Genomic DNA, 22,467 nt, shown 5'->3' with positions numbered 1-22,467 from the left:
GGCGATAACAATGGAGAAAGAAAGACAATTACTAATTGTATATCCACACCCTGATGATGAGTCATTTTCAGTTGCAGGCGTTGCTGCTATGCAGGCTGATATGGGGGTACCTGTCACGTACGCTTGTTTAACACTAGGTGAGATGGGGCGCAATTTAGGTAACCCCCCCTTTGCCACACGAGAGTCACTACCCCACATCCGTAAAAAAGAGCTCATCGCTGCATGTGAAGCAATCGGTATACAAGATCTTCGCATGATGGGCTTACGAGATAAAACAGTTGAATTTGAAGATGATGAAAAAATGATTGCTATGATGCGCCAACTGATTGATGAGTTAAATCCATCATTAGTGGTTACTTTTTTACCTAACTATTGTGTACACCCTGACCATGAGGCTACAGCAAGAGCTGTAAAAGAAGCCGTACGTCGCACACCTAAGCCACAAAGACCCACATTATACGGCGTTGGCTTTGCGAATAACACGGTTGAAGAAATGGGAGAACCCGACGTAATCATTGATATTAGTGCTTATCGTGAGCATAAGTATAATGCGTTAAAAGCACATGCCTCACAAACGGGTTGGATGTTACAAGAGCTTGAGAATCGTGAAGATAGTCACGGTGAGACAACAGAGGATGCTTGGTTCTCTACAGAGAAATTTTACACGATTACCTTTGATGATGAATGATTGATATACTCGCAAATTCAATAAATTACTGGATAAGAAGCCGAATATTTTATTTCGGCTTTTTTTGTTTATTAATTTTATACAATAATAATACATTTGTTCTTTTATACATGACTGTATATTTATCACCTTATCTTTTAGCAATACTAGCTCTAACGAATCAAGTGACAGAACATTGCCAATAAAGAATTTATAGAGAATTAAACATACATTAAACAGATAATAATAACCATAATGACATTTATATTTATTACTATTGTATACCGTTTTTTTAATAAAAATATAAATAATGTAATAATCTCTTTCTTGTAAAAAACTATAGACATACAATTAATTAGAGGCTATAGTGAATAAAAATACATTTATTTAATTGAGAGAGGTTGACACCATGAGAAAACATAACGCCTATACTTGGGTACTTTTTATTTTGCCTTCTTTATTAGGTATTTTTCTTTTTATGACGCCAATCAAAGTGGATGGCGTTTGGAAAGTAACCATCGCAATTTTAGCTAATGAATTAGCTGCACTTGTATCACCTTTTATTAGTTGGTTTGCGTTAATTATTATTGGCATAGCAGCATTAGGCTCTGTCATTTATTTATTTTTGCCTAAGACAACCATGCAAGCACCTGGTCTCTTACGACATTTATTTCATGTTAATCTCTTTTGGACTATTGTACGTGTTATAGCATTCATATTTACAGCTATGGTAGTCTTTGATTTTGGGCCTGAGGCAATTAATAATGAGAATACAGCAGGTTTATTAATGAATCCTGATGAAGGTTTAGTCACCTTTTTATTAACGATATTCTTTTTTGCAGGGACTTTATTGCCTTTACTAACAAACTTTGGTTTGTTAGAATTCATCGGTACTTTAACAACTAAAATTATGCGTCCATTATTTAAAATTCCTGGTCGCTCTTCTATTGATGCTTTAGCGTCTTGGATTGGTGATGGTACAATTGGTGTGTTAATGACCAATAAACAATATGAATCAGGTAACTATACTAAAAGAGAAGCGGCTATTCTTGCCTCCACCTTTTCTATCGTATCCATTACTTTTTGCTTCACCATTTTAAAAACGTTAAATTTAGAAGGTTATTTCTTCCCGTTTTTTGGCACAATTACGATTACAGGGTTAATTTTAGCGTTTATTATGCCACGTATTTATCCGTTGCGTAAAATTCCTGATACGTATATTGATGGCTCTACAGAACGTAAAGAAGAAATCACATCAGATGAAAAGTTGCTAACCATTGCTAAAAATAGAGGATTAGAAGCGACTCATCATAATCGTAATCCTTTTACATTTTTAAAAGAAGGTTTTCGTAATGTATTAGACATGTGGATTGCCGTTACACCTGTCGTAATGGCATTTGGTACTATTGCATTAGTATTAGCCGAGTTCACACCTACTTTTGCTGTGCTAGGCAAACCTTTTGAGCCTTTACTTGCTATGTTGGGTATTCCTGAAGCTGGGCAAGCTGCTCAAACAATGGTTATTGGCTTTGCGGATATGTTATTACCTGCTGTGTTAGGTTCAGGGATTGAAAGTGAAATGACACGCTTCTTCATTGGTGCTGTGTCTGTTGTACAACTTATTTATATGTCAGAAGTGGGTGGCTTAATTTTAGGCACCAAAATCCCACTTAAATTTTTAGACTTAGTTGTTATTTTCTTATTGCGCACATTAATTGCCTTGCCAATTGTTGCGTTATTCACACATTTACTTTTCTAAAGCAAAAATGTTAGGCCGCATACAAGCGGTCTAACATTTTTTTGCATGAACTGCTTTACTTCACGCTTGACGTAAAGTATATACATCTACTAATCGTGCTAACTCTTTAGAGGCATCGCTCATCTGCTTAACATGCGTATTCACTTCATGTAACGCACTGCTAGACTCCTCTGCAGACGCCGTTGTCTCCTCTATACCTGCTGCTGATTGCTGTGTTACAGCAGCTTGTTCTTCAATGCTATGTCTCACTGCATCGCTTGTCTGCGACAAATGCGTAATCTCTTGAGCAGTATGACGAATATTCCCTGTGATATTTTCAATCGCTTCCATAATTTGATTAAACATCGCATTTGTTTTTTCTAATAATTCTGTCCCTGTTCGTACATCTTCATAGCCTTCATGTAAAGAAGTTGTGACCGTTTTTGTCTCCTCTTGAATCCCTGCAATAATATCTGTGATATCTACTACTGAATGGGATACTTGTTCGGCTAGTTTTTTCACTTCTGTTGCTACAACCGCAAAGCCTTTACCATGATCACCAGCCCGTGCCGCTTCAATTGCTGCATTTAGTGCAAGTAAGTTTGTTTGGTCTGAGATTGCTTGAATAGTCTCCACTAATGAGTGAATTGCATTGGATTGTTGTTCTAATTTTTCCACACGCACAACGACTTGCTCAAACACACGATAAATGACATTCATTTGCTGAATGGAATTATTCATGACTTCATGACCACTTTGACTAAGGTCTGTTACTTCTTCTGCTTGCTGATGTACCTTCTCACTATCTAACGTAATTTCTTGTAAAGCCTCATTAAAACGCTCCACACTTTGTACCATATTACTAGCTAGGTCGGCTTGTGAAGTAGCCCCCGTCGCTAATTCTGTCATTGTAATGGCGATTTGATTGGAGCCTTTACTAATTTCATCTGTTACCTCAGAAACGGTAGAACTGCGCTCCGTCACTTCTGTCATAGCATGTGTAATTTTTTGCAATAAGGCATTATTTCGTTCACTCAATTGATTGGTAGCTGTCATCAACTGAGCTAACTCGTCTCGTCCTATAACCTTTAAAGGCGCTTGGCTCAAATCACCCTCTGCAATTTTTAATAAACGATTTTTCACTGTATTGATTGGCTTTACTATACTATTAGTAAGTTGATATGCAATGATTAAACTTACCAAAATCACAAATACCACAACAATACTTGTCATAAGAATAGCATTGGTACCTGATTTTACTACTGCTTTCCCTTCATCTTGGATGCGTTGTTCACGCGCTGCACCTAACTCGGCAAACCCTGCCATAATATCTCGCACATAAGTTTGTGCCTCCCCCGTTAACAACTCACGCGCCTCATCTTCTTGCCCACTATCAAATAATGGGAAGATTGTATTTTCTACAAGTTCTTGCCATTCTTCACTTAATGTAATAAGCTGCTCTACTTGATCACTATGTGTATTAGCTAATAATAGCGTTTGTAATTCTTCACCTTGTTTTTTATAATCGGCATACTCTGTTAAATACTCTTTGTCTCCCATTAATAAATAACCTCGAGCTAATGCAATTTTCTTTGCTGTTACAAATGATAATTTTTCATCCGCAATTAAAATCGGCAACTCTTCATGTGTAATTTCTTTCATTGTGTCATGTGTTTTATTCATCGCATAAATCGTGTATAAAGATAAGCCAATAATCATAAGCAATATTAAAGCAAAGCTAAAGACCATTTTCCTACCTACTGTTTTAAATGTCCACACAGATTAACTACTCCTCCCATTTATGTAATCACTTTGTAGATACAAATACCTCTTTTTTAAAGTTTTAAACAAAATAAACATAAAATTATTATTTGATAGCAATAAAAGCATTACTTTGCACACAGTATATTCGTTATAGGGCTGCAGTTACATAAGATTTTTAGCTAATTTTATTAAGATGATGGAATGAGGAAAGCAAGCTATAATAAAAAGAGGCATTGTGAGAGATAAGGAGAGGATATGATGAAAATTTTATTTGCAGAAGATGATGCGATATTAAGGAAGCATATTCATTATTTACTAACGCAAGCGGGCTATTGTGTTACCTTAGCTGCAAATGGAGAGGACGCCTATGATTTAGCCTTACATGAAACTTTTGATGTAATTATTTTAGATTGGCTAATGCCAAAAAAGTCAGGAATTGCTGTTTGTCGTGCCTTACGTCAAGCTAACCACACGGCAGGTATTATTATGTTAACGGCAAAAGGAGAAGACGAGGATATCATTAGTGGTTTAGACGAAGGAGCCGATGATTATTTAATTAAACCTTTTAAAACAAATATTTTACTTGCACGTATTCGCGCGGTGAGTAGACGTAAACCTAAATCTGTTATTACTACTTTACACTGCAAAGATTTATTGCTAAATGCACAAGCTCATACATTACATAAAAATAATAAACAAATTGAACTCACTAAAAATGAATTTTTACTTTTACACTACTTAATGAGTAATCAAAATCATGTGTTAACGAGGGAGCAAATTATTAATTATGTCTGGCACTTTGAACAAGATGTTTCAAATAATGCCTTAGATGCCCTTATTAAATTGGTACGAAAAAAAATCGATGATGAACATACCTCATACATACAAACAGTGCGAGGCGTAGGTTATAAAATGTAGGTGATACTGTTGTTTCGGACAATGCGATATAAATTAACTTTCCTTTACACACTGACTTTTACAGTGGCCATTGCTATTTTTGTGAGTTTTTTATTCTTTATGTTACAAGGCGTTATGGACCGCCAACAAGTTGAAGAGTTACAAGGCTACTTTGATGCGGAAAAAGCGAACTTTCAACAGCAAGCTCAACAATCATCCGCTATAATGATTGAACCCACACGCCATTTCTTTTATTATATTTATCGCAATAATGATGAATTAGTAGGTGGGGCTTCTCCTTATGAGCAATTAGACCATGCCTTATTTAACAATTTTCATGCTAATCATAAAACGCATACTACGTTAGCATGGCAAAAAGAGCATGTATTGGCGATAAAAAAAGAATTACAACATGGTTATGTACTTGTAGGTAAGACAATTACAACACAGCAAAACTTTTTTAAAAATGCCTCACTTACCTTATTATTGGCAACCGTCATTTTTACACTCCTTATTGGTGCAATTAGTCATTTCTTTGCTGGTAAAGCAGTTAAACCCATTCAAAACACCTATGAATTACAAAAGCGATTTGTCTCTGATGCCTCGCATGAGTTACGAACACCATTAGCTGTCTTTCAAAGCTCCCTTGATATTTTACAAACCGAAAAACTCACGCCTTTTGGCCAAGAGGTGTTACATGATGCGGAGCAAGAGAGTGCTCATATGGAAGCCTTATTAGAACAATTATTACTGTTGGCAAGAGCTGACCATCACGTAAATATCAATAAAACACCAGTAGATGTCACGCAACTTTTACAACAAATCGTGCATACATTCCAACGGATTTCTGCTGTGCCCATCGATTTAACATGCGAGCCAAACATACATGTATTAGGTGATGAACAGAAATTAAAACAACTATTTTATATCTTACTTGATAATGCCATGCGTTTTACGTCAGAGGGAGCGATTACAATTGTAGCTTCAAAAGAAGAAATTATTATCATAGATAGTGGGATTGGCATTAACGCGGAGGATTTACCTCATATTTTCGAACGTTTTTATCGTGGTGATACATCACGACACAAAGGGGGAACTGGTTTAGGCTTGCCGATTGCTCAAGCGATTGTGCACCAACATGACGGTACCATTACCGTTAAAAGTTCACATAAAGGTACATGTTTTACGGTTGTACTTCCTTTTTTCAGCTAAAATTCAGATTGCTCCATTATACTCCTAGAAAAAGGAGTGGTTTAATGGCACATGACGTATCATTTTCATTAGAAACAACAGTTGATGTTTGGCAATTCTCATTACCTGCCTTTTGTGAAAACACCATTCCATTTATTACAAAATGGTTGACACACCTGGAAGAAATTTGGTTTAAACGTGATTTACCTGCCATTCAACAACTGCATACAGAAGATCAGTTGCAAGTGGACGCACTTTTATACCATGCCTTACAGCAACTCGCACAAGCTACGCCACTACCTATGCAATTTTTAACAGATAATATCATTCAAAAATCATCACACACACCACTAAGTTTGCGTGACTATGCGGAAGCTTTTATTATGGATCAACTCGCTACACTATTACAGTATAATTACCAAGCACCTTTTGGTTATATGAAAACAGCACACTATATGTACGCTTGGGGCGACACATCTTATCGCCCCAAAAATGCCTGGTTTTCGCATTATGATAAAGGAGCTAGCGTAACATTCATACCGCAGCAACCTGTCAATGGCATTAAACATGTTACAGTATGCTATCACACTGTGTTAGAAGCTTTAATACAAGCCAAACAACACATCTATTTGAAAAAACCCTGTTCATTTGCGTTAGCGACGACAACACACGTAGCAAAAATATGATAATAATATGCCAATCAAATAAGTGGCAAGGGGGATTAAACTTTTCCCCTTACCACTTTTATCTGTTATACAATGATCTACCATCTCAACTTTGTTACACGTAGTTCTTAAGCGCATTTTCACTTTGTATAGCGATTTCTTTTACGCTTGTCGCTTTTTATTTCTGAAATGAATAATGAATGTAATGCTAAATGCCACAATTAATACCGCAAAGAAAATATAATGTGACACTTCAATACCAAATACACTCAATAGCATTTTAAAAGCAATAATGCCAATTAACATAAATGCTGTTGACTCTAACTCAGGTATCTTTTCAATTAAAGTTAAAAACAACCCTGCTATGGTTCGCATAACAAGTATGCCCAACATACCACCCATTAACAGCACCCATACTTCTGTTGAAATAGCAAAGGCTGCTAATATGGAGTCTACCGAGAAAGCGATGTCCATTAATTCTACTGTAATAACTGTCGCCCAAAACGTACCAAAAATCCGCACAAGCCAGCTATCTTTTTTAAACTCTTTCACTTCTTCTTCTTTATTTTTCTTCATAAAGTGTGACATTGCAATCCATGCTAAATAGAGTGCGCCAAATAATTTAATAAACCAAAATTTCACTAAATAAACACCAATACCAATAAATAAAAAGCGGAAGAAATAAGCCCCCACCATACCGTACATTAATGCTTTTTTACGTTGTTTTTCCGGCAGATGTTTAACAAGTACAGCAAGCACAAGCGCGTTATCTGCTGATAATAACCCTTCAATCAATACAAGTGAAAAGATAACCCCCCATGACACAGGATCTGTTAACACTACCTTCCACATATGCCAATCAAAAAATTGAGCATACGTGTGTAATATTTGTTCCATCATATTTACATCTCCTCAACTTTCATTATACTCCTATACCCTTTTGATAATAGGTTTGGCACATTAAAATACATTTTTATTTTTCTACAAAATTATTTTTTAGAATTAACGAAATATTCAAACCTTTAATTTGGAATGTGTGCTATTATAGATAAATGTTTATTATAGAATATGGAGGTTGACACTTATGGCAGAAACAAAAGAAAAACTCGTTCAAGTTGCTGACATTCTCATCGCATATCAAGCGTTAAAAGATGTCGTTGTACACACGCCACTACAAAAAAATGACTATTTATCTGAAAAGTACGGTGCCAACATCTATATTAAACGCGAAGATTTACAACATGTTCGTTCGTTTAAATTACGAGGCGCCTACTATAAGATTAAAAAAATTGAAAATGAAGCACGTGAAGCAGGAGTTGTCGCTGCAAGTGCTGGCAATCATGCACAAGGTGTTGCTTTTGCCTGTGCACAGTTAAAAATCAAAGCCAGTATTTTTATGCCACAAACAACCCCTAAACAAAAGATTGACCAAGTACGTATGTTTGGTCGTGATTATGTTGATATTATCTTATCTGGCGATACATTTGATGATGCTGCTGAGAGTGCTACACAGTTTTGTGATGAGCATGATAAAATCTTCATCCATCCTTTTGATGATCTAGATGTTATTGCTGGGCAAGGTACAGTAGCTGTAGAGATTATGCATGATATTGAATCTACTGTTGACTATGTCTTTGGTAGCATTGGTGGCGGTGGATTAATGTCTGGCGTTGCCACCTACATTAAAAATTTATCACCTTCATCTCAAGTAATCGGCGTGGAGCCTGCTGGAGCTGGCAGTATGAAAGAGGCCATCACACAACAACAGCCCGTCCAACTAGAGTGGATTGATAAATTTGTAGATGGGGCAGCTGTGAAGTTAGTCGGCGATTACACGTATCGTGTTTGTGCAGAATATTTAAACGATGTTGTCTTAGTCCCTGAAGGTAAAGTATGTACCACAATTTTAGATTTATACAACAAACATGCTATTATTGCAGAACCTGCAGGCGCTTTAGCGGTAGCGGCATTAGATGACTATGCTACAGATATTAAGGGGAAAAATGTTGTCGTTATTGTAAGTGGTGGGAATAATGATATCGGACGTATGCAAGAAATTAAAGAAAAATCGTTAATCCATGAAGGTTTACTTTACTACTTTATCGTTAACTTCCCTCAACGTGCAGGTGCTTTACGTCAATTTTTATCTAGTGTACTTGGCCCTAATGATGATATTACAACGTTTGAATATACAAAGAAAAATAATAAAGAAAGTGGCCCTGCTCTCGTTGGTATTGAGGTTGGGCATCGTGATGACTATGCTGGTTTGTTACAACGCATGGAAAAGTTCGGATTCTCTTATAAAGAAGTAAATAAAGACATTACCTTGTTTGGTTTGCTTGTTTAATATCACATCTTTATAATCTAATAATGGAAAAACAGTTGACTGACCCACATCAGTTGACTGTTTTTTTATCGTAATTAACAACGTACGGGCAATAAATCGCTGAGAACATATTATTTTTCACTCATACTTTCTATACAGCTATACTTTAGCCTTTAATAAATCATACTATTCATTTTTCCATACGATTTCTCGCATTTTATCAGGTTTGTCCGTGAACACACCGTCAATACCTAAGCGCTGTAACGTTAAAAAACGCTTTTCATTATTCACAGTGTAAGCTATTACTTCAATACCTTCATTATGATATTTTTCAATGACTTGTCTTGTAATATATTTTTCGTTAATGCCTACTTGTTTTGCATAGATCGGCATTTGCCCAATATTCTTTTTAGGGATTAACCAGATTACTTCGTAATGCGCTTGCACATCTGCTAATGCCCATTCCTCAAACGATTGAATAACAGCACATTTTGGTTGTTCAGATTGCAACATTGCAGTAAACTGTGCAACGGATTGGATTGTTGGGTTTTTAATTTCAATATACATGCACACCTCCTTATATCGCTGTAACACATCCTTCAACAATAACCCCTCTTGTTCGTCGTCGTGAGCCACAATTAATTCATTTTGGTCATTTGTTTGGACATCTAACTCCACATAATCACTTTTCATAGCAATGGCTAAATCATACGCCTCATAACTATGCTCTGGTGCATAGGCAGATGCCCCTCGATGAGCAATAATAATTGGCTTATCGTTTGTTAATGGTTTATAAAGATTCTCCTGTTGTAGACAGCCTGTTAATAGTAGCACAAACACTATAGCACCGTATTTCCTCACTCGATCGAGCCCCCTATCATTATTAATTTATTATTAATTTGATTTAAAAAAACCTTTAAAGCCCTATTTTTTTATCTTTTTTAAGCTACTATAAAGGCACGATTAGAACAAGTAAGGGGTGCCTGTATGAAACAAGTTTCACTAAACAATGTAGTTAAAACGTATGATAAACAAACGACTGTCTTACATAATATTAACGTCACAATTGAAGCTGGGGAGTTTTTTGTTCTAGTGGGCCCATCAGGCTGTGGCAAAAGTACAATGCTTCGTATGATTGCTGGGCTTGAAGACATCACAGCTGGAGAAATGTATATCGATGAGCAAGTCGTTAACGACCTACCACCTGTAAAGCGAGAATTATCCATGGTCTTTCAAAATTATGCTCTCTATCCCCATTTAACGGTCGCACAAAATATTAGTTTTGGATTACATGCTAAGAAAATGAGTAAGGCCACGATTCAACAACGCGTGGAGGATGTGGCAAAAACATTACAATTAACAGCTTATTTAACACGCAAACCTCGTGAATTATCAGGTGGACAACGTCAACGTGTAGCATTAGCTCGTGCCATTGTGAGCGACGCTAAAATCTGCCTTATGGATGAACCATTATCTAATTTAGATGCCAAGCTACGCACACATATGCGTGCAGAGATTAAACAGCTACAACGTAAACTTGGTATTACTATGATTTATGTCACCCACGATCAAATTGAGGCTATGACAATGGGCGACCGCATTATGATTTTACATGAAGGTGAAATACAACAAATTGGGAAACCTATTGATATTTATAATTATCCTGCCAACCCGTTTGTTGCTACATTTATTGGTTCCCCACCTATGAATATCGCGCCTGCAACGATTCGAGCAGACGGCTTTTTTATAGATGAACAATTCATACTACCTAATGAAATGAATGAACGATTTACTAAACATCATACGTTAGTCATGGGCATACGCCCAGAACACATCACACATATTAAAACAAAAAATGCGCACCCTTTGCCAATTACCCTACGTAATATTGAATTGTTAGGTACTGAAACAATTATTAGTTTTGCTGTTGGCACACATACTTGGCATGCACGTATGCCAGGACAATGGGCATTAGACGTGGGGCAACACCTTACCGTTTACTTACCAAGCGATGCCTTTTACTATTACGATGCCCAAACAGGTGAATTATTAAAAAAAGCTACAATTGTAGGTCATTTCGAGAGGTTAGGTGACTTATGAAGCAACTCACACATATGCGAAGTGCCTTACTCTATTTGCTGCCATCACTCATCTTATTTACCGTTTTTATTTTTTATCCCATGTTTCGTACATTATATTTAAGTTTCTTTCTCACAGATGCTAAAGGCAATGCCTCCGTAGCTGTAGGCCTAGATAATTACATTCATTTATTTACCTCATCTCAATTTTTAAACAGTATGAAGGCTACGCTCTTATTTGTACTATATACAGTACCGCTTGGCATTGTAATTGCATTATTTTTAGCGCTATTAGCTAATGAGAAACTAAAAGGTATTGGCTTTTTCCGTACCATCTTTTCATCAACGATGGGCGTTTCTGTCGCAGCTTCTTCTGTTATTTGGTTATTTTTATTTCATCCTAGTATTGGTATGTTTAATCACGTCTTACAACTGCTACACCTACCGCAAGTGCAATGGCTAGTGGACCCTGACTGGGCACTACTCTCGGTTGCTATCACTACCATATGGATGAACACAGGTTTTAGCTTTTTAATCATTTTAGGCGGCTTACAAAATATCGACCAAACACTTTATGAAAGTGCCCAAATTGATGGTGCTAATTATTGGTATCGTCTGCGCCGCATTACCATACCAATGCTATCACCAACTTTATTTTTCATTTCCACTATTTCATTAATCAATGCCTTTCAAACATTTGGACAAATAGATATTTTAACAAAGGGTGGTCCTACACAAGCCACTAACCTTATTGTCTATTCCATTTACCGTGAAGCATTTGTCAATTATCAATTTGGCACAGCTAGCGCTCAAGCCGTTATTTTATTTGTCATTGTACTGTTCGTAACCATTTTACAATTTAAGCTTGGCGAAAAGAAGGTGCATTACCAATGAAAAAAACCTATCTCCACCGTGTAAGTCTGTATCTTCTCCTCACCTTTTGTGCTTTGTTATTATTCTTTCCTATTATTTATGCTTTCTTCATTTCTTTTATGACAAACACCGAAGTAATGAGTGGAAAGTTACTACCACAAACGTTTGATTTGAGTAACTACTATAAAGTATTTGAGCGCTTGCCACTTGTAACATTTTTAATTAATAGTTTCATCGTGTCATGTACGGTGATGTTAGGGCAATTAATTGTCTCTAGTTTGGCTGCTTATGCCTTTGTCTTTATTCCTTTTAAAGGGCGCGATCTTTTATTTTTTATCTTTGTTTCCACCATGATGATTCCTTGGGAAGCTACTATGATTCCCAATTTCTTTATTATTCAAAAACTAGATTGGTTAAATACGTATCAAGGTTTGTCGCTGCCTTTCTTTGCACTGGCATTTGGCACATTTTTATTGCGTCAACATTTTAAAACTATTCCTTACGAGTTATATGAGGCCTCACGTGTAGTAGGGCTAAGTCGCTTTGCTTTCTTTTGGCGCATCGTGTTGCCTATGTCAAAAACAAGTTTAGTCACTCTAGGTGCTTACGGCTTTCTTACTACATGGAATATGTATTTATGGCCTTTATTAATTACAACAAATGATTCTGTGCGCACGGTACAAATTGGTTTAAAACAATTGCAATCGCAAGAACTTGGCACAGATTGGGGGGTGGTGATGGCTGGCGTTGTTGTTGTAATTATTCCTACACTATTGTTGTTGTTCATAGGTCAAAAACAATTACAAAAAGGTTTATCGCAAGGTGCTATTAAATAATGTAAAGAGGTGCTATCCATATGAAGAACATGAAGTTACGCTTACTATTTTTAGCCATATTAAGTCTATTTGTACTTGCTGCATGTACTAATAGTGACAGTAAGAAAAATGACACTACCTCAACAAACAATACAAATGATAACAGTGGTAAGGATACAGCTAGTGATCCTATTGAAATTGACTTTTGGCATGCAATGTCTGGTACTGCACAAGAAACATTGGATACAATCGTTGCTAATTTCAATAAATCACAAGACAAATATAAAGTAAACGCACAATACCAAGGAACATATGAGGAGTCCTTGCCTAAGCTACGCAGTGTAGGCGGTACGAAAGATGCGCCTGCTATTACCCAAGTATTTGAAATCGGTACAAAGTATATGATTGATAGTGGCTTTATCGAGCCTATTCAAACTTTTATTGATAAAGAGAATTATGATATCTCACAACTTGAACAAAATATTCTCAATTACTATACAGTAGATGACAAGCTCTACTCTATGCCTTTTAACTCTTCTACACCTGTTATGATTTATAATAAGGATGCTTTTAAAGCAGCTGGTTTAGACCCTGAAAAAGCACCAGCTACCTTTAATGAGGTGATTGAGGCCGCTAAAAAATTGAAAACAGATGATATGGCTGGATTTTCAATGTTAACGTATGGTTGGTTTTTTGAACAACTCGTAGCCACACAAGGTGGCTTATATGTAAATAATGATAATGGACGCAGCGATACAGCTACGGAGTCTGTATTTAATGGCAAAGAAGGTTTAAACGTATTTAATTTCTTAAAACAAATGAATGATGACGGTACATTCGGTAATTTCGGTACTAATTGGGATGATATTCAAGCAGCCTTTACAGCCGAGAAAGTGGCGATGTATATGGATTCATCTGCTGGTGTAGCAGGTATGATTGACGCGGCTCCTTTTGATGTAGGGGTTGCTTACATTCCTTATGCCGATGATGTAGAACGTGCAGGTGTTATTATTGGCGGGGCATCTTTATGGATGTCAAAAGGTATTGAAGAGCAAGAACAAGAAGCTGCTTGGGAATTTATGAAATACTTACAGACGTCTGAAGTTCAAGCGGAGTGGCATCTAGGTACAGGTTACTTTGCCATTAACCCAGCAGCATATGAAGAACAAAATGTAAAAGATAAGTGGGCAGAGTATCCTCAATTTAAAGTGACAGTGGACCAGTTACAAAGCACAAAAGAAAGTTTTGCTACACGCGGTGCATTAATTTCTGTATTCCCTGAATCTCGCCAACAAATTGTCAATGCATTAGAGCGCTTATACCAAGGCGAGGACCCGCAAAAAGCTTTAGATGATGCAGCTACTGAAACCGACAAAGCTATGGAAACAGCAGAAAAAGCTAATCAATAGTAATAAAAAACGACTGGAAAATAAAATCCCCAGTCGTTTTTATCTTTTTCATCCTAATAACGCGCGGTCTGAAGCCATTTTTTCACCACGAATACGCTCAAATTCTGTCATTAAGTCTGGAATGGTAAGGTGCGGTTTACGTGCTTCTTCTACTTCTAAAATAATTTGACCTTTATCCATCATAATAAGGCGATTACCCAAGTTTAAAGCTTGTTGCATATTATGTGTCACCATCAATGTCGTTAATTTATCTTGCATGACTAACTCTTTTGTTAATTGAGTAATCAACTCTGCTCTAGAAGGGTCTAAAGCAGCTGTATGCTCATCAAGTAACAAAATAGAAGGCTGTGTAAAGGTTGCCATTAATAATGATAATGCTTGGCGTTCTCCACCTGACAATAAACCTACTTTAGCACTTAGTCTATTTTCTAAATTTAAATGTAATCGCTCCAATGCTGTACGAAAAACATCTCGTCTATTTTTTGTCACACCAAAGCGCAATGTACGCGACTTGTTTCTTGAGTAGGCAATCGCTAAATTTTCTTCCACTGTCATGGATGGGGCCGTGCCTGCCATTGGGTCTTGGAATACGCGACCAATATATTGTGAACGCTTATATTCTGGTAACGGGGTTACATCTTTATTAGCAATAATAATATTGCCAAAGTCAGGCGTTAAAGCACCTGAAATCATATTCATCATTGTAGACTTCCCTGCACCATTACTTCCAATAATTGTGACAAAATCACCTGGTTTAAGGTGAAGGTTAATATTACCTAATGCTACTTTCTCATCAGGCGTGCCTTCATTAAACACCTTCTGAATATTTTGCAGTTTAAGCAAGTTCATCTCCTCCTTGCTTATTGCGCATCTCTTGCAAACGTTTCGCCCGCGCTTTCTTCTCTTTAGACTTATTAATCACTTGTGGTAAAATTAATGCCAAAATCACAATAATTGCTGTAATTAATTTTGTATCGCCAGCATCTAAATACTGTGAGTTCAATGCTAATGCCAATACAATACGATAAATAATAGCACCGATAATCACAGCTAATGTCGTACGCATAATCGTTTTTGTACCAATAACTGCCTCCCCAATAATCACAGAAGCTAGCCCTACAACAATCATACCTACACCCATTGTAATATCCGCTGTTTTATTAACTTGCGCAATTAATGCGCCTGAGAAAGCGACTAAAGCATTAGATAAACCTAACCCTAAAATAATAAAACGATCTGTATTGGCAGAAAAACTACGAATCATACGCTTGTTATCACCTGTTGCTCTTAATGCAATCCCAACTTCTGTTTTTAAGAACCAATCCACAAAGATTTTAATAATAATAATGACAATTAAACCAATAAAGAGCACACTCCATGTTTTCGAAACATTACCAATGCCAATTGTTGTTAGCATATGATTAAGTGCCGTATCAATCCCTAAACTAGTCCACCAACTTTGCACTTGTGAAAAGATAGTCGTTTCGTTTAAGAGCGGAATATTAGGTCGACCTACTGCATTATCTAATGTTAGCCCCATAATCCTTAAATTAATGGAATATAAGGCAATCATCATTAAAATCCCCGATAATAAAGGATTGATTTTACCTTTTGTATGTAGCAAACCTGTCATACAACCTGCCAAAAAACCTGCTATGATGGCAACCACTGTTGCTACAATTGGCGAATAACCAAAAACAATCATCATAGCAGCTGTTGCAGCTCCTGTTACAAAACTTCCGTCTACTGTTAAATCAGGAAAATCAAGCACTCGGAATGTTAAATACACACCGAGCGCCATAATAGCATAGATGATTCCTTGCTCTACAGAACCAAATAGCGAAACGAACATATGAATCATCTCCTTAGATGTTAGTTAATCACTTCTGCGCCCCAGTCTTCTTTAATGTCTAAATCAAGTGCGTCAGCTGCTTTTTTATTGACTACTAATTTTAAATTTTGTGGATGCTGTGCTGCTAGTTCTTCAATCTTAGCCTCACCTTTTAATACTTTGACAGCCATCTGACCAGCTTCGTATCCTAAGTCTTCATAGCTAAACCCATATGCTGCCAAACCACCACGCTCAACCGAATCCAATTCCCCTACAATCAGTGGTTTTTTCGCTCCATCAGCTACATCAATTACAGACTCTAATGCTGAGACTACCGTATTATCTGTAATAATGTAAAATGCATCTACTTTATTGACAATCGATTCTGAGGCTTGTTTAACCTCGGATGAATTTGACGCTGAAGCTTCTTCTACTTTTAATCCTACTTTTTCTGCTTCTTCTTTCACTTGGTCAATTTGAGCTACGGAGTTTTGCTCACCAGCGTTATAAACCATACCAATAGTTTCAGCACCTAGCTCTTCTTTTAAGAAAGCTACTGTATTTTTAATTGTGTCAGGGTGCAAGTCAATCGTACCTGTAATATTTTTACCTGGTGCTTCCATAGCGTCGATTAATTGTGCGCCTACTGCATCTGTTACAGATGTAAAGATAATAGGAATATCTGTTGTTTGACCTGCTGCTGCTTGTGCAGAAGGTGTTGAGTTAGCAAATATTAAATCTACACCACTACTCACAAAGTTTGTAGCAATTGTGGTATTTAAACTGTTGTCCCCTTGGGCTACTTGTTCATCAAATGTAACTTGTAAACCGGATTCTTCTAAAGCTTTTTTAAAGCCCTCCGTTGCCGCATTTAAAGAGGGATGTTCTACAATTTGTGAGATTCCAATGACATATGCTTTGTCTGCATCGCCCGTCGTTGTAGTCTCTTCTTTTTTCTCATCGGTTTTATCACTTGCTTTATCACCTGAGCCACATGCCGCTAATAGTAATAAAACAGCTAGCATTAATAATGCCAACCATGTTGATTTTGTCTTCATATTTTAACCCCCATTTACATAAATTCATTTCACTATGCTCATACATTTCATTGATTGTGAGCGTACAGCTATATTATAGCGCTTTAAAGCGTTAGTCAATAACCTTTAGCGAATGTTCTGACACTTTATTCTACTAAATATTTTTCTTTTCCTTTTGATTCTACGCTTTAAACGACTAAACTGTTGAATTTGTAGTCTTTTTTAATTTTGTAATATAATAAAAAAACCATATATCTTTTTTTATAAAAATACGGAATATTTGCTTTAATTGACGTTATCACCTAGCTATACTACAATATTTATTTGCATGACGAGGTTCGAAACCATCCCTCGATAAAAAACTAAGGAGAGTTTAATATGAAAACTAAAGTTTTAGCGATTAATGGTGTAATCGCAGCTCTTTATGTAGCATTGGCTTTTGCGATTAAGCCTTTTGCATTCGGAGAGCTCCAATTTAGGTTGCCTGAAATTTTTAATCATCTTGTAGCCTTTAATCCATTGTTTTTACCAGGCATTGTTATTGGTGTGTTTGTAGCTAACCTATCCTCACCTCTTGGCTGGTATGATTTAGTCTTTGGCGTGGGACATTCATTACTCACATTAAGTATTGCCATTGTATTATTTAAATTTATTAAAAACACATGGGCAAAATTGATTACGATGACACTACTATTTAGCTTCACGATGTTCATCATTGCTTTTGAATTACACTTAGCACTGGATTTACCATTTTGGTGGACTTGGTTGTACACAGCTATTAGTGAATTGATTGTGTTAAGTATTGGTATGCCTATTATTTATGCATTAAATAAGCGTATTAATTTTAAAGATGTGTTTAAGTAAAGAGCTGAGAGAAATGTTTAACGCATTTCTCTTTTTTTGTTGACATTACTAGTAATCACAGCTATCATAAGACAAATTAGTCGCAGGTATGTAGTAATACTTGGGCTATAACATTTCACGTAGGAGATGAGTTTAGATGAGTACAGCACAGTCAGCAACACAAGGTTATTTTGGTCAATTTGGTGGGAGCTTTGTTCCTGAAGAATTACAAAATGTATTAGCGATTTTAGATGAAAATTTTCAAAAATATAAAAATGATGAAGCATTTAATAAAGAATTACATTATTATTTTGAAGAATACGTGGGACGTAAATCCCCCCTTTATTTCGCTGAAAACTTAACGTCACGCTTAGGTGGCGCTAAAATTTATTTGAAAAGAGAAGATTTAAACCATACAGGTTCTCATAAAATTAACAATGTATTAGGGCAAATTTTATTAGCTAAACGCATGGGGGCTAAACGAGTGATTGCAGAGACAGGTGCGGGGCAACATGGTGTTGCGACTGCTACAGCCTGCGCTATGTTTGGCATGGATTGCACCATTTATATGGGTTTAGAAGACACTAAACGTCAAGCATTGAACGTTTTTCGTATGGAGTTATTAGGCGCAAAAGTAATTGCGGTGGCAGAAGGTCAAGGTCGCTTAAAAGATGCGGTGGATGCAGCATTTGCTGACTTAGTAACAAACTATGAAAACACTTTTTATTTATTAGGTTCAGCAGTTGGGCCACACCCCTTCCCTCAAATGGTAAAGCACTTTCAGCAAATCATCAGCCAGGAAAGTCGTGAACAAATCCTTGAAAAAGAAGGGAAATTACCAACAGCTGTGATTGCTTGTATTGGTGGTGGCAGTAATGCCATTGGATCATTTGCTAACTATATTGAGGATAAAGAAGTACGTTTGATTGGTGTTGAGCCTGAGCAAGCAGCTTCGCTAAATGAAGGTGTGCCTGCAGAACTACACGGTTTCCGCTGTCACGTATTATTAGATGCTGACGGTAATCCCAAACCAACCTATTCCATTGCAGCAGGATTAGACTATCCAGGTTGTGGGCCTGAACATTCTTTTTTACAAGAGAGTGGTCGCGCTGAGTATGTCACAATCTCCAATGATGAAGTACTAGAAGCGTTTCAATTACTATCCAAGGAAGAAGGCATCATCCCTGCTTTAGAAAGCGCACATGCTGTAGCATATGCGTTAAAGTTTGCACCTACCTTAAATCCAGATGAAAGTATTATTATCAATATTTCTGGTCGAGGCGATAAAGACGTGGAACAAGTATTTGCCATGTTAAAATAAGCAAAGAAGCATCGAAAAATTTCGATGCTTCTTTTTTATATTTGTGGATAAAATTGTGCCACATTATCGCGTAATTTCGCTTTTAAAAACTTACCAACAGATGTTTTAGGAATTTCATCTAAAAAGACAATATCATCTGGCAACCACCATTTTGCAAATAATGGTTCTAATATATGATACAATTCTTCTTTTGTAGCTGTCTCTCCTTCTTTTAACACCACACAGGCTAACGGGCGCTCTTGCCATTTAGCATGTGGGACTGCAATAACTGCTGCTTCAAATATTGCCGGGTGAGACATCAACGCGTTTTCCAAATCAACAGAAGAAATCCATTCGCCACCCGATTTAATTAAATCTTTCGTACGATCAGTGATTTTAATTAAACCATCTTTTGTACGAACGGCAATGTCCCCTGTATATAACCAACCATCCCTATAAGCATCGGCTGTCCTTTCATCTTTATAGTACTCATGAGAAATCCAAGGCCCTCTTAAACGTAATTCGCCCATGGTCTCACCGTCCCAAGGCACTTCGCCATTTTCATTAATAATACTGGATGTGATACATGGCATCGTCATACCTTGTGTAGTACGAACCGCCACTTTCTCGTCCATTGCCCACTCATTCATCCAGGATTGATAATTTGATAATGCTACAATTGGTGTTGTCTCTGTCATGCCATACACCGAAATATAAGGTACTTGATACTTCTCTTCAAAAGCACGTATTAAATGAGGCGGTGAAGCCGAGCCACCACAACAAATTACTCGAAGTGAACTAATATCTCGTGGCTTTTCTTCTAATGATTGTAAAGCACCTAACCAAATAGTAGGTACACCTGCTGTCAATGTTACTTTTTCCGATTCAATCATATCTAAAATAATATCAGGTGTGAAGTTCGGCCCTACTAAAACTTGTGAAGCCCCTACATTAACACTGGCAAACGGAATCCCCCATGCATTAACATGGAACATTGGCACAATCGGCATCGTACGGTCTGCCTCTCGAATCCCCATAGAATCCACCATACTAAGCATCATACTGTGCAATACTAGTCCACGATGTGTATAAACTACACCCTTTGGCTTGCCTGTCGTAGCACTTGTATAACACATACCTGCTGGTTCATTCTCCTCCAAATCATGTGGAAAACTAAATGTCTCGTCCGCTTCTTGTAACAACTGCTCATAACTATAAGCATTCGGTAATGTCGTCTTGACTTCGTCCTCATCTGTCATAATAATATAATGCTTTACTGTTGTTAAATCGGCTGCGATATTTTCAATAATAGGCACAAGGTCAGCATCAATAATTAATATTTCATCTTCAGCATGGTTAATAATATAACGTAAGTCATCTTCAGACAAACGAATATTCACCATATGTAATACGGCTCCTGAACAAGGTACAGCAAAGTAAGCCTCTAAATGCCTATGCTGATTCCATGCAAAGGAACCTACTTTCATTCCTCTTGTCATGCCTAATTTGGTTAAAGCATGTGCTAATTTACGTGTACGTTTTGCCCACTCCCCATAAGTTAAGCGATGAATTTTCGTCTCACTTGTACGTGAAATAATTTCTTTATTAGCATAATAGGTCTCTGCACGGTTAAAAAAATCGGTTAACACTAAAGGTGTTTGCATCATATGCTATTCCCCCTTTTCCCCTTTGAATTAACTCCCAACATTAGCAAGTTATCACTACATATTATAGAGAATATTCTAATAATTTAGCAAGTTAAATTATTGAAACAGCAAAAAACTCACTTAATCAACTAGACTAAGTGAGTACATATCATGAAATCGCTTTTGTTATTCTCTTCTGTTGTAGTTTTTCTAACATATCCGTTGTCATTTTAGCTAAATCATACTGAGCTTTAAAACCCCACTCTTGTACGGCTGCTGTTGGGTCTATACGATTTGGCCAGCTATCTGCAATCGCTTGACGCATAGGGTCTACAGCGTAATCCATAGTAAAGTGTGGGATATGTTTGCGAATCTCTGCCGCAATTTGAGAAGGTTCAAAACTCATCGCTGTAATATTAAATGCATTGCGATGAACTAAGCGCGTACTGTCTGCTTCCATTAAGTCAATGATCGCCTGTAATGCATCGGGCATATACATCATATCCATATACGTATCTTGTGCAATATATGAAGTATAATGCCCGTCTGCAATCGCTTTGTAATAAATATCAACAGCATAGTCTGTCGTACCACCACCAGGCGGTGTCACATAAGATACTAAGCCTGGAAAACGTACACCTCTCGTGTCTACACCGTATTTTTGATGGTAATAATCACATAATAATTCACCTGCTACTTTATTTACCCCATACATCGTTGTTGGACGTTGGATTGTATCTTGTGGTGTATTATTTTTAGGTGTATCTGGTCCGAATGCGCCGATTGAACTTGGCGTAAAAAATTGTAAATCTAAAGTTCGTGCTACTTCTAATGCATTCATTAAGCCACCCATATTTAAATTCCATGCGAATAATGGATTTTTTTCAGCTGTTGCAGAAAGTAAAGCAGCCATATGAATTATAGTGTCTGCACCAAAATCTTTTGCTAAATCATGCATTGCTTTACCATCCATTACATCAAGAATAGCTGAGGGACCTGAATGTTCCGTTCCTTGTCGAATATCTGTAGCTAAAACTCGGTCTACACCATACTTCTCACGTAATGTCCCCACTAACTCAGAGCCAATCTGTCCTAAAGCGCCTGTCACTATTATTTTTTTCATCATGTTTGCCTCCTACTCTAGCTGTACAATTGTTTTTATGGAAAGAACAAATAATATTTATTCATATTGTTTTTTAAATTCACTACTCACATAAATTATATGATGTTCACTCTAAAAACACAATATAAATATTAAAAACATTATAAAACAAAGGTAAAACTATCTTTTTATTTCAAATAAATAAAGTGTACTTCTCAAAAAGACATATGTATTTCCATTCAAAGCGGTCATTTGTCCTTTCATTACGGACAACTTATTATTGCA

The 22,467-nt window shown here is 36.8% G+C and carries 20 protein-coding genes and 1 riboswitch; of the genes, 12 read left to right on the top strand and 8 right to left on the bottom strand.

Translation table 11 applies throughout. The features are described from left to right. Window positions 1–4 precede the first annotated feature (4 nt). Window positions 5–688, top strand: a complete 684-nt coding sequence (gene bshB2 / locus IEW44_RS01340) for a bacillithiol biosynthesis deacetylase BshB2 (protein WP_188613427.1) — start codon at window positions 5–7, stop codon at window positions 686–688. 388 nt (window positions 689–1,076) lie between these two features. After that, window positions 1,077–2,426, top strand: a complete 1,350-nt coding sequence (locus IEW44_RS01335) for a YjiH family protein (RefSeq protein ID WP_188613214.1) — start codon at window positions 1,077–1,079, stop codon at window positions 2,424–2,426. Between the two features lie 60 nt (window positions 2,427–2,486). Here the strand turns inward: IEW44_RS01335 and IEW44_RS01330 are convergent, their stop codons facing one another. After that, on the bottom strand, window positions 2,487–4,184 hold the full coding sequence (locus IEW44_RS01330) for a methyl-accepting chemotaxis protein (RefSeq protein WP_188613213.1): 1,698 nt from the start codon (window positions 4,182–4,184) through the stop codon (window positions 2,487–2,489). 243 nt (window positions 4,185–4,427) lie between these two features. Here IEW44_RS01330 and IEW44_RS01325 point away from each other — a divergent pair, with 243 nt between their 5' ends. From IEW44_RS01325 to IEW44_RS01315, 3 genes are read left to right on the top strand one after another with little or no spacing between them, the layout of a single operon-like run. Beyond that, complete coding sequence (locus tag IEW44_RS01325) at window positions 4,428–5,087, top strand: response regulator transcription factor (RefSeq protein ID WP_188613212.1); 660 nt, start codon at window positions 4,428–4,430, stop codon at window positions 5,085–5,087. A 9-nt stretch (window positions 5,088–5,096) separates the two neighbouring features. Beyond that, window positions 5,097–6,278, top strand: a complete 1,182-nt coding sequence (locus IEW44_RS01320) for a sensor histidine kinase (protein WP_188613211.1) — start codon at window positions 5,097–5,099, stop codon at window positions 6,276–6,278. A gap of 44 nt (window positions 6,279–6,322) precedes the next feature. Further along, on the top strand, window positions 6,323–6,943 hold the full coding sequence (locus IEW44_RS01315) for a hypothetical protein (protein ID WP_188613210.1): 621 nt from the start codon (window positions 6,323–6,325) through the stop codon (window positions 6,941–6,943). 141 nt (window positions 6,944–7,084) lie between these two features. Here the strand turns inward: IEW44_RS01315 and IEW44_RS01310 are convergent, their stop codons facing one another. Next, window positions 7,085–7,822, bottom strand: coding sequence for a TerC family protein (locus IEW44_RS01310; protein WP_188613209.1), 738 nt, complete (start codon window positions 7,820–7,822; stop codon window positions 7,085–7,087). A 184-nt stretch (window positions 7,823–8,006) separates the two neighbouring features. Between IEW44_RS01310 and ilvA the strand changes: the two genes are divergently transcribed. After that, a complete protein-coding gene (gene ilvA / locus IEW44_RS01305) occupies window positions 8,007–9,269 on the top strand; it encodes a threonine ammonia-lyase IlvA (RefSeq protein WP_188613208.1) in 1,263 nt (420 codons plus the stop codon). 165 nt (window positions 9,270–9,434) lie between these two features. On the opposite strand, the gene IEW44_RS01300 is transcribed toward ilvA, so the two are convergent. Next, window positions 9,435–10,109, bottom strand: a complete 675-nt coding sequence (locus IEW44_RS01300; RefSeq protein ID WP_188613207.1) for a glycerophosphodiester phosphodiesterase — start codon at window positions 10,107–10,109, stop codon at window positions 9,435–9,437. A gap of 126 nt (window positions 10,110–10,235) precedes the next feature. On the opposite strand from IEW44_RS01300, the gene IEW44_RS01295 reads away from it, so the two are divergent. From IEW44_RS01295 to IEW44_RS01280, 4 genes are read left to right on the top strand one after another with little or no spacing between them, the layout of a single operon-like run. Next, entirely contained in the window at window positions 10,236–11,348 is a 1,113-nt protein-coding gene (locus IEW44_RS01295) for an ABC transporter ATP-binding protein (protein WP_188613206.1), read from the top strand. Further along, a complete protein-coding gene (locus tag IEW44_RS01290) occupies window positions 11,345–12,220 on the top strand; it encodes a carbohydrate ABC transporter permease (RefSeq protein ID WP_188613205.1) in 876 nt (291 codons plus the stop codon). The genes IEW44_RS01295 and IEW44_RS01290 overlap by 4 nt, the downstream gene beginning before the upstream one ends. Next, complete coding sequence (locus IEW44_RS01285; RefSeq protein ID WP_188613204.1) at window positions 12,217–13,035, top strand: carbohydrate ABC transporter permease; 819 nt, start codon at window positions 12,217–12,219, stop codon at window positions 13,033–13,035. The genes IEW44_RS01290 and IEW44_RS01285 overlap by 4 nt, the downstream gene beginning before the upstream one ends. A gap of 29 nt (window positions 13,036–13,064) precedes the next feature. Continuing rightward, window positions 13,065–14,423, top strand: a complete 1,359-nt coding sequence (locus IEW44_RS01280) for an ABC transporter substrate-binding protein (RefSeq protein WP_373286120.1) — start codon at window positions 13,065–13,067, stop codon at window positions 14,421–14,423. Window positions 14,424–14,471: 48 nt separating this feature from the next. Here the strand turns inward: IEW44_RS01280 and IEW44_RS01275 are convergent, their stop codons facing one another. From IEW44_RS01275 to IEW44_RS01265, 3 genes are read right to left on the bottom strand one after another with little or no spacing between them, the layout of a single operon-like run. Next, a complete protein-coding gene (locus tag IEW44_RS01275) occupies window positions 14,472–15,266 on the bottom strand; it encodes an ABC transporter ATP-binding protein (protein ID WP_188613202.1) in 795 nt (264 codons plus the stop codon). Next, entirely contained in the window at window positions 15,259–16,275 is a 1,017-nt protein-coding gene (locus tag IEW44_RS01270; RefSeq protein WP_188613201.1) for an ABC transporter permease, read from the bottom strand. Before IEW44_RS01270 ends, IEW44_RS01275 begins: the two co-directional genes overlap by 8 nt. 20 nt (window positions 16,276–16,295) lie before the next feature. Next, complete coding sequence (locus IEW44_RS01265) at window positions 16,296–17,312, bottom strand: ABC transporter substrate-binding protein (RefSeq protein WP_188613200.1); 1,017 nt, start codon at window positions 17,310–17,312, stop codon at window positions 16,296–16,298. 306 nt (window positions 17,313–17,618) lie between these two features. Continuing rightward, a riboswitch (PreQ1 riboswitch) is annotated at window positions 17,619–17,663 on the top strand. 6 nt (window positions 17,664–17,669) lie between these two features. Between IEW44_RS01265 and IEW44_RS01260 the strand changes: the two genes are divergently transcribed. Then, a complete protein-coding gene (locus tag IEW44_RS01260) occupies window positions 17,670–18,155 on the top strand; it encodes a QueT transporter family protein (protein WP_188613199.1) in 486 nt (161 codons plus the stop codon). Between the two features lie 136 nt (window positions 18,156–18,291). After that, window positions 18,292–19,455, top strand: coding sequence for a tryptophan synthase subunit beta (trpB, locus tag IEW44_RS01255; RefSeq protein WP_188613198.1), 1,164 nt, complete (start codon window positions 18,292–18,294; stop codon window positions 19,453–19,455). A 35-nt stretch (window positions 19,456–19,490) separates the two neighbouring features. Here the strand turns inward: trpB and IEW44_RS01250 are convergent, their stop codons facing one another. Both IEW44_RS01250 and IEW44_RS01245 read right to left on the bottom strand, forming a co-directional pair. Further along, a complete protein-coding gene (locus IEW44_RS01250; protein ID WP_188613197.1) occupies window positions 19,491–21,101 on the bottom strand; it encodes a long-chain fatty acid--CoA ligase in 1,611 nt (536 codons plus the stop codon). 148 nt (window positions 21,102–21,249) lie between these two features. Next, window positions 21,250–22,203, bottom strand: a complete 954-nt coding sequence (locus tag IEW44_RS01245; protein WP_188613196.1) for an L-threonine 3-dehydrogenase — start codon at window positions 22,201–22,203, stop codon at window positions 21,250–21,252. Window positions 22,204–22,467: the final 264 nt, after the last annotated feature.

Source organism: Lysinibacillus alkalisoli (assembly GCF_014643595.1).
Lineage (GTDB): Bacteria > Bacillota > Bacilli > Bacillales_A > Planococcaceae > Metalysinibacillus > Metalysinibacillus alkalisoli.
Note: the sequence above shows the minus strand (reverse complement) of the source record. Positions and strands in the feature narration are given on the sequence as shown.

Bases quoted from the DNA above. Each gene is read 5' to 3' on its own strand.
- IEW44_RS01335 (WP_188613214.1), top strand. From the start codon at position 1,077: ATGAGAAAACATAACGCCTATACTTGGGTACTTTTTATTTTGCCTTCT.
- IEW44_RS01325 (WP_188613212.1), top strand. From the start codon at position 4,428: ATGAAAATTTTATTTGCAGAAGATGATGCGATATTAAGGAAGCATATT.
- IEW44_RS01315 (WP_188613210.1), top strand. From the start codon at position 6,323: ATGGCACATGACGTATCATTTTCATTAGAAACAACAGTTGATGTTTGG.
- IEW44_RS01310 (WP_188613209.1), bottom strand. From the start codon at position 7,822: ATGATGGAACAAATATTACACACGTATGCTCAATTTTTTGATTGGCAT.
- ilvA (WP_188613208.1), top strand. From the start codon at position 8,007: ATGGCAGAAACAAAAGAAAAACTCGTTCAAGTTGCTGACATTCTCATC.
- IEW44_RS01295 (WP_188613206.1), top strand. From the start codon at position 10,236: ATGAAACAAGTTTCACTAAACAATGTAGTTAAAACGTATGATAAACAA.
- IEW44_RS01290 (WP_188613205.1), top strand. From the start codon at position 11,345: ATGAAGCAACTCACACATATGCGAAGTGCCTTACTCTATTTGCTGCCA.
- IEW44_RS01285 (WP_188613204.1), top strand. From the start codon at position 12,217: ATGAAAAAAACCTATCTCCACCGTGTAAGTCTGTATCTTCTCCTCACC.
- IEW44_RS01280 (WP_373286120.1), top strand. From the start codon at position 13,065: ATGAAGTTACGCTTACTATTTTTAGCCATATTAAGTCTATTTGTACTT.
- IEW44_RS01270 (WP_188613201.1), bottom strand. From the start codon at position 16,275: ATGTTCGTTTCGCTATTTGGTTCTGTAGAGCAAGGAATCATCTATGCT.
- IEW44_RS01265 (WP_188613200.1), bottom strand. From the start codon at position 17,312: ATGAAGACAAAATCAACATGGTTGGCATTATTAATGCTAGCTGTTTTA.
- IEW44_RS01260 (WP_188613199.1), top strand. From the start codon at position 17,670: ATGAAAACTAAAGTTTTAGCGATTAATGGTGTAATCGCAGCTCTTTAT.
- trpB (WP_188613198.1), top strand. From the start codon at position 18,292: ATGAGTACAGCACAGTCAGCAACACAAGGTTATTTTGGTCAATTTGGT.
- IEW44_RS01250 (WP_188613197.1), bottom strand. From the start codon at position 21,101: ATGATGCAAACACCTTTAGTGTTAACCGATTTTTTTAACCGTGCAGAG.
- IEW44_RS01245 (WP_188613196.1), bottom strand. From the start codon at position 22,203: ATGAAAAAAATAATAGTGACAGGCGCTTTAGGACAGATTGGCTCTGAG.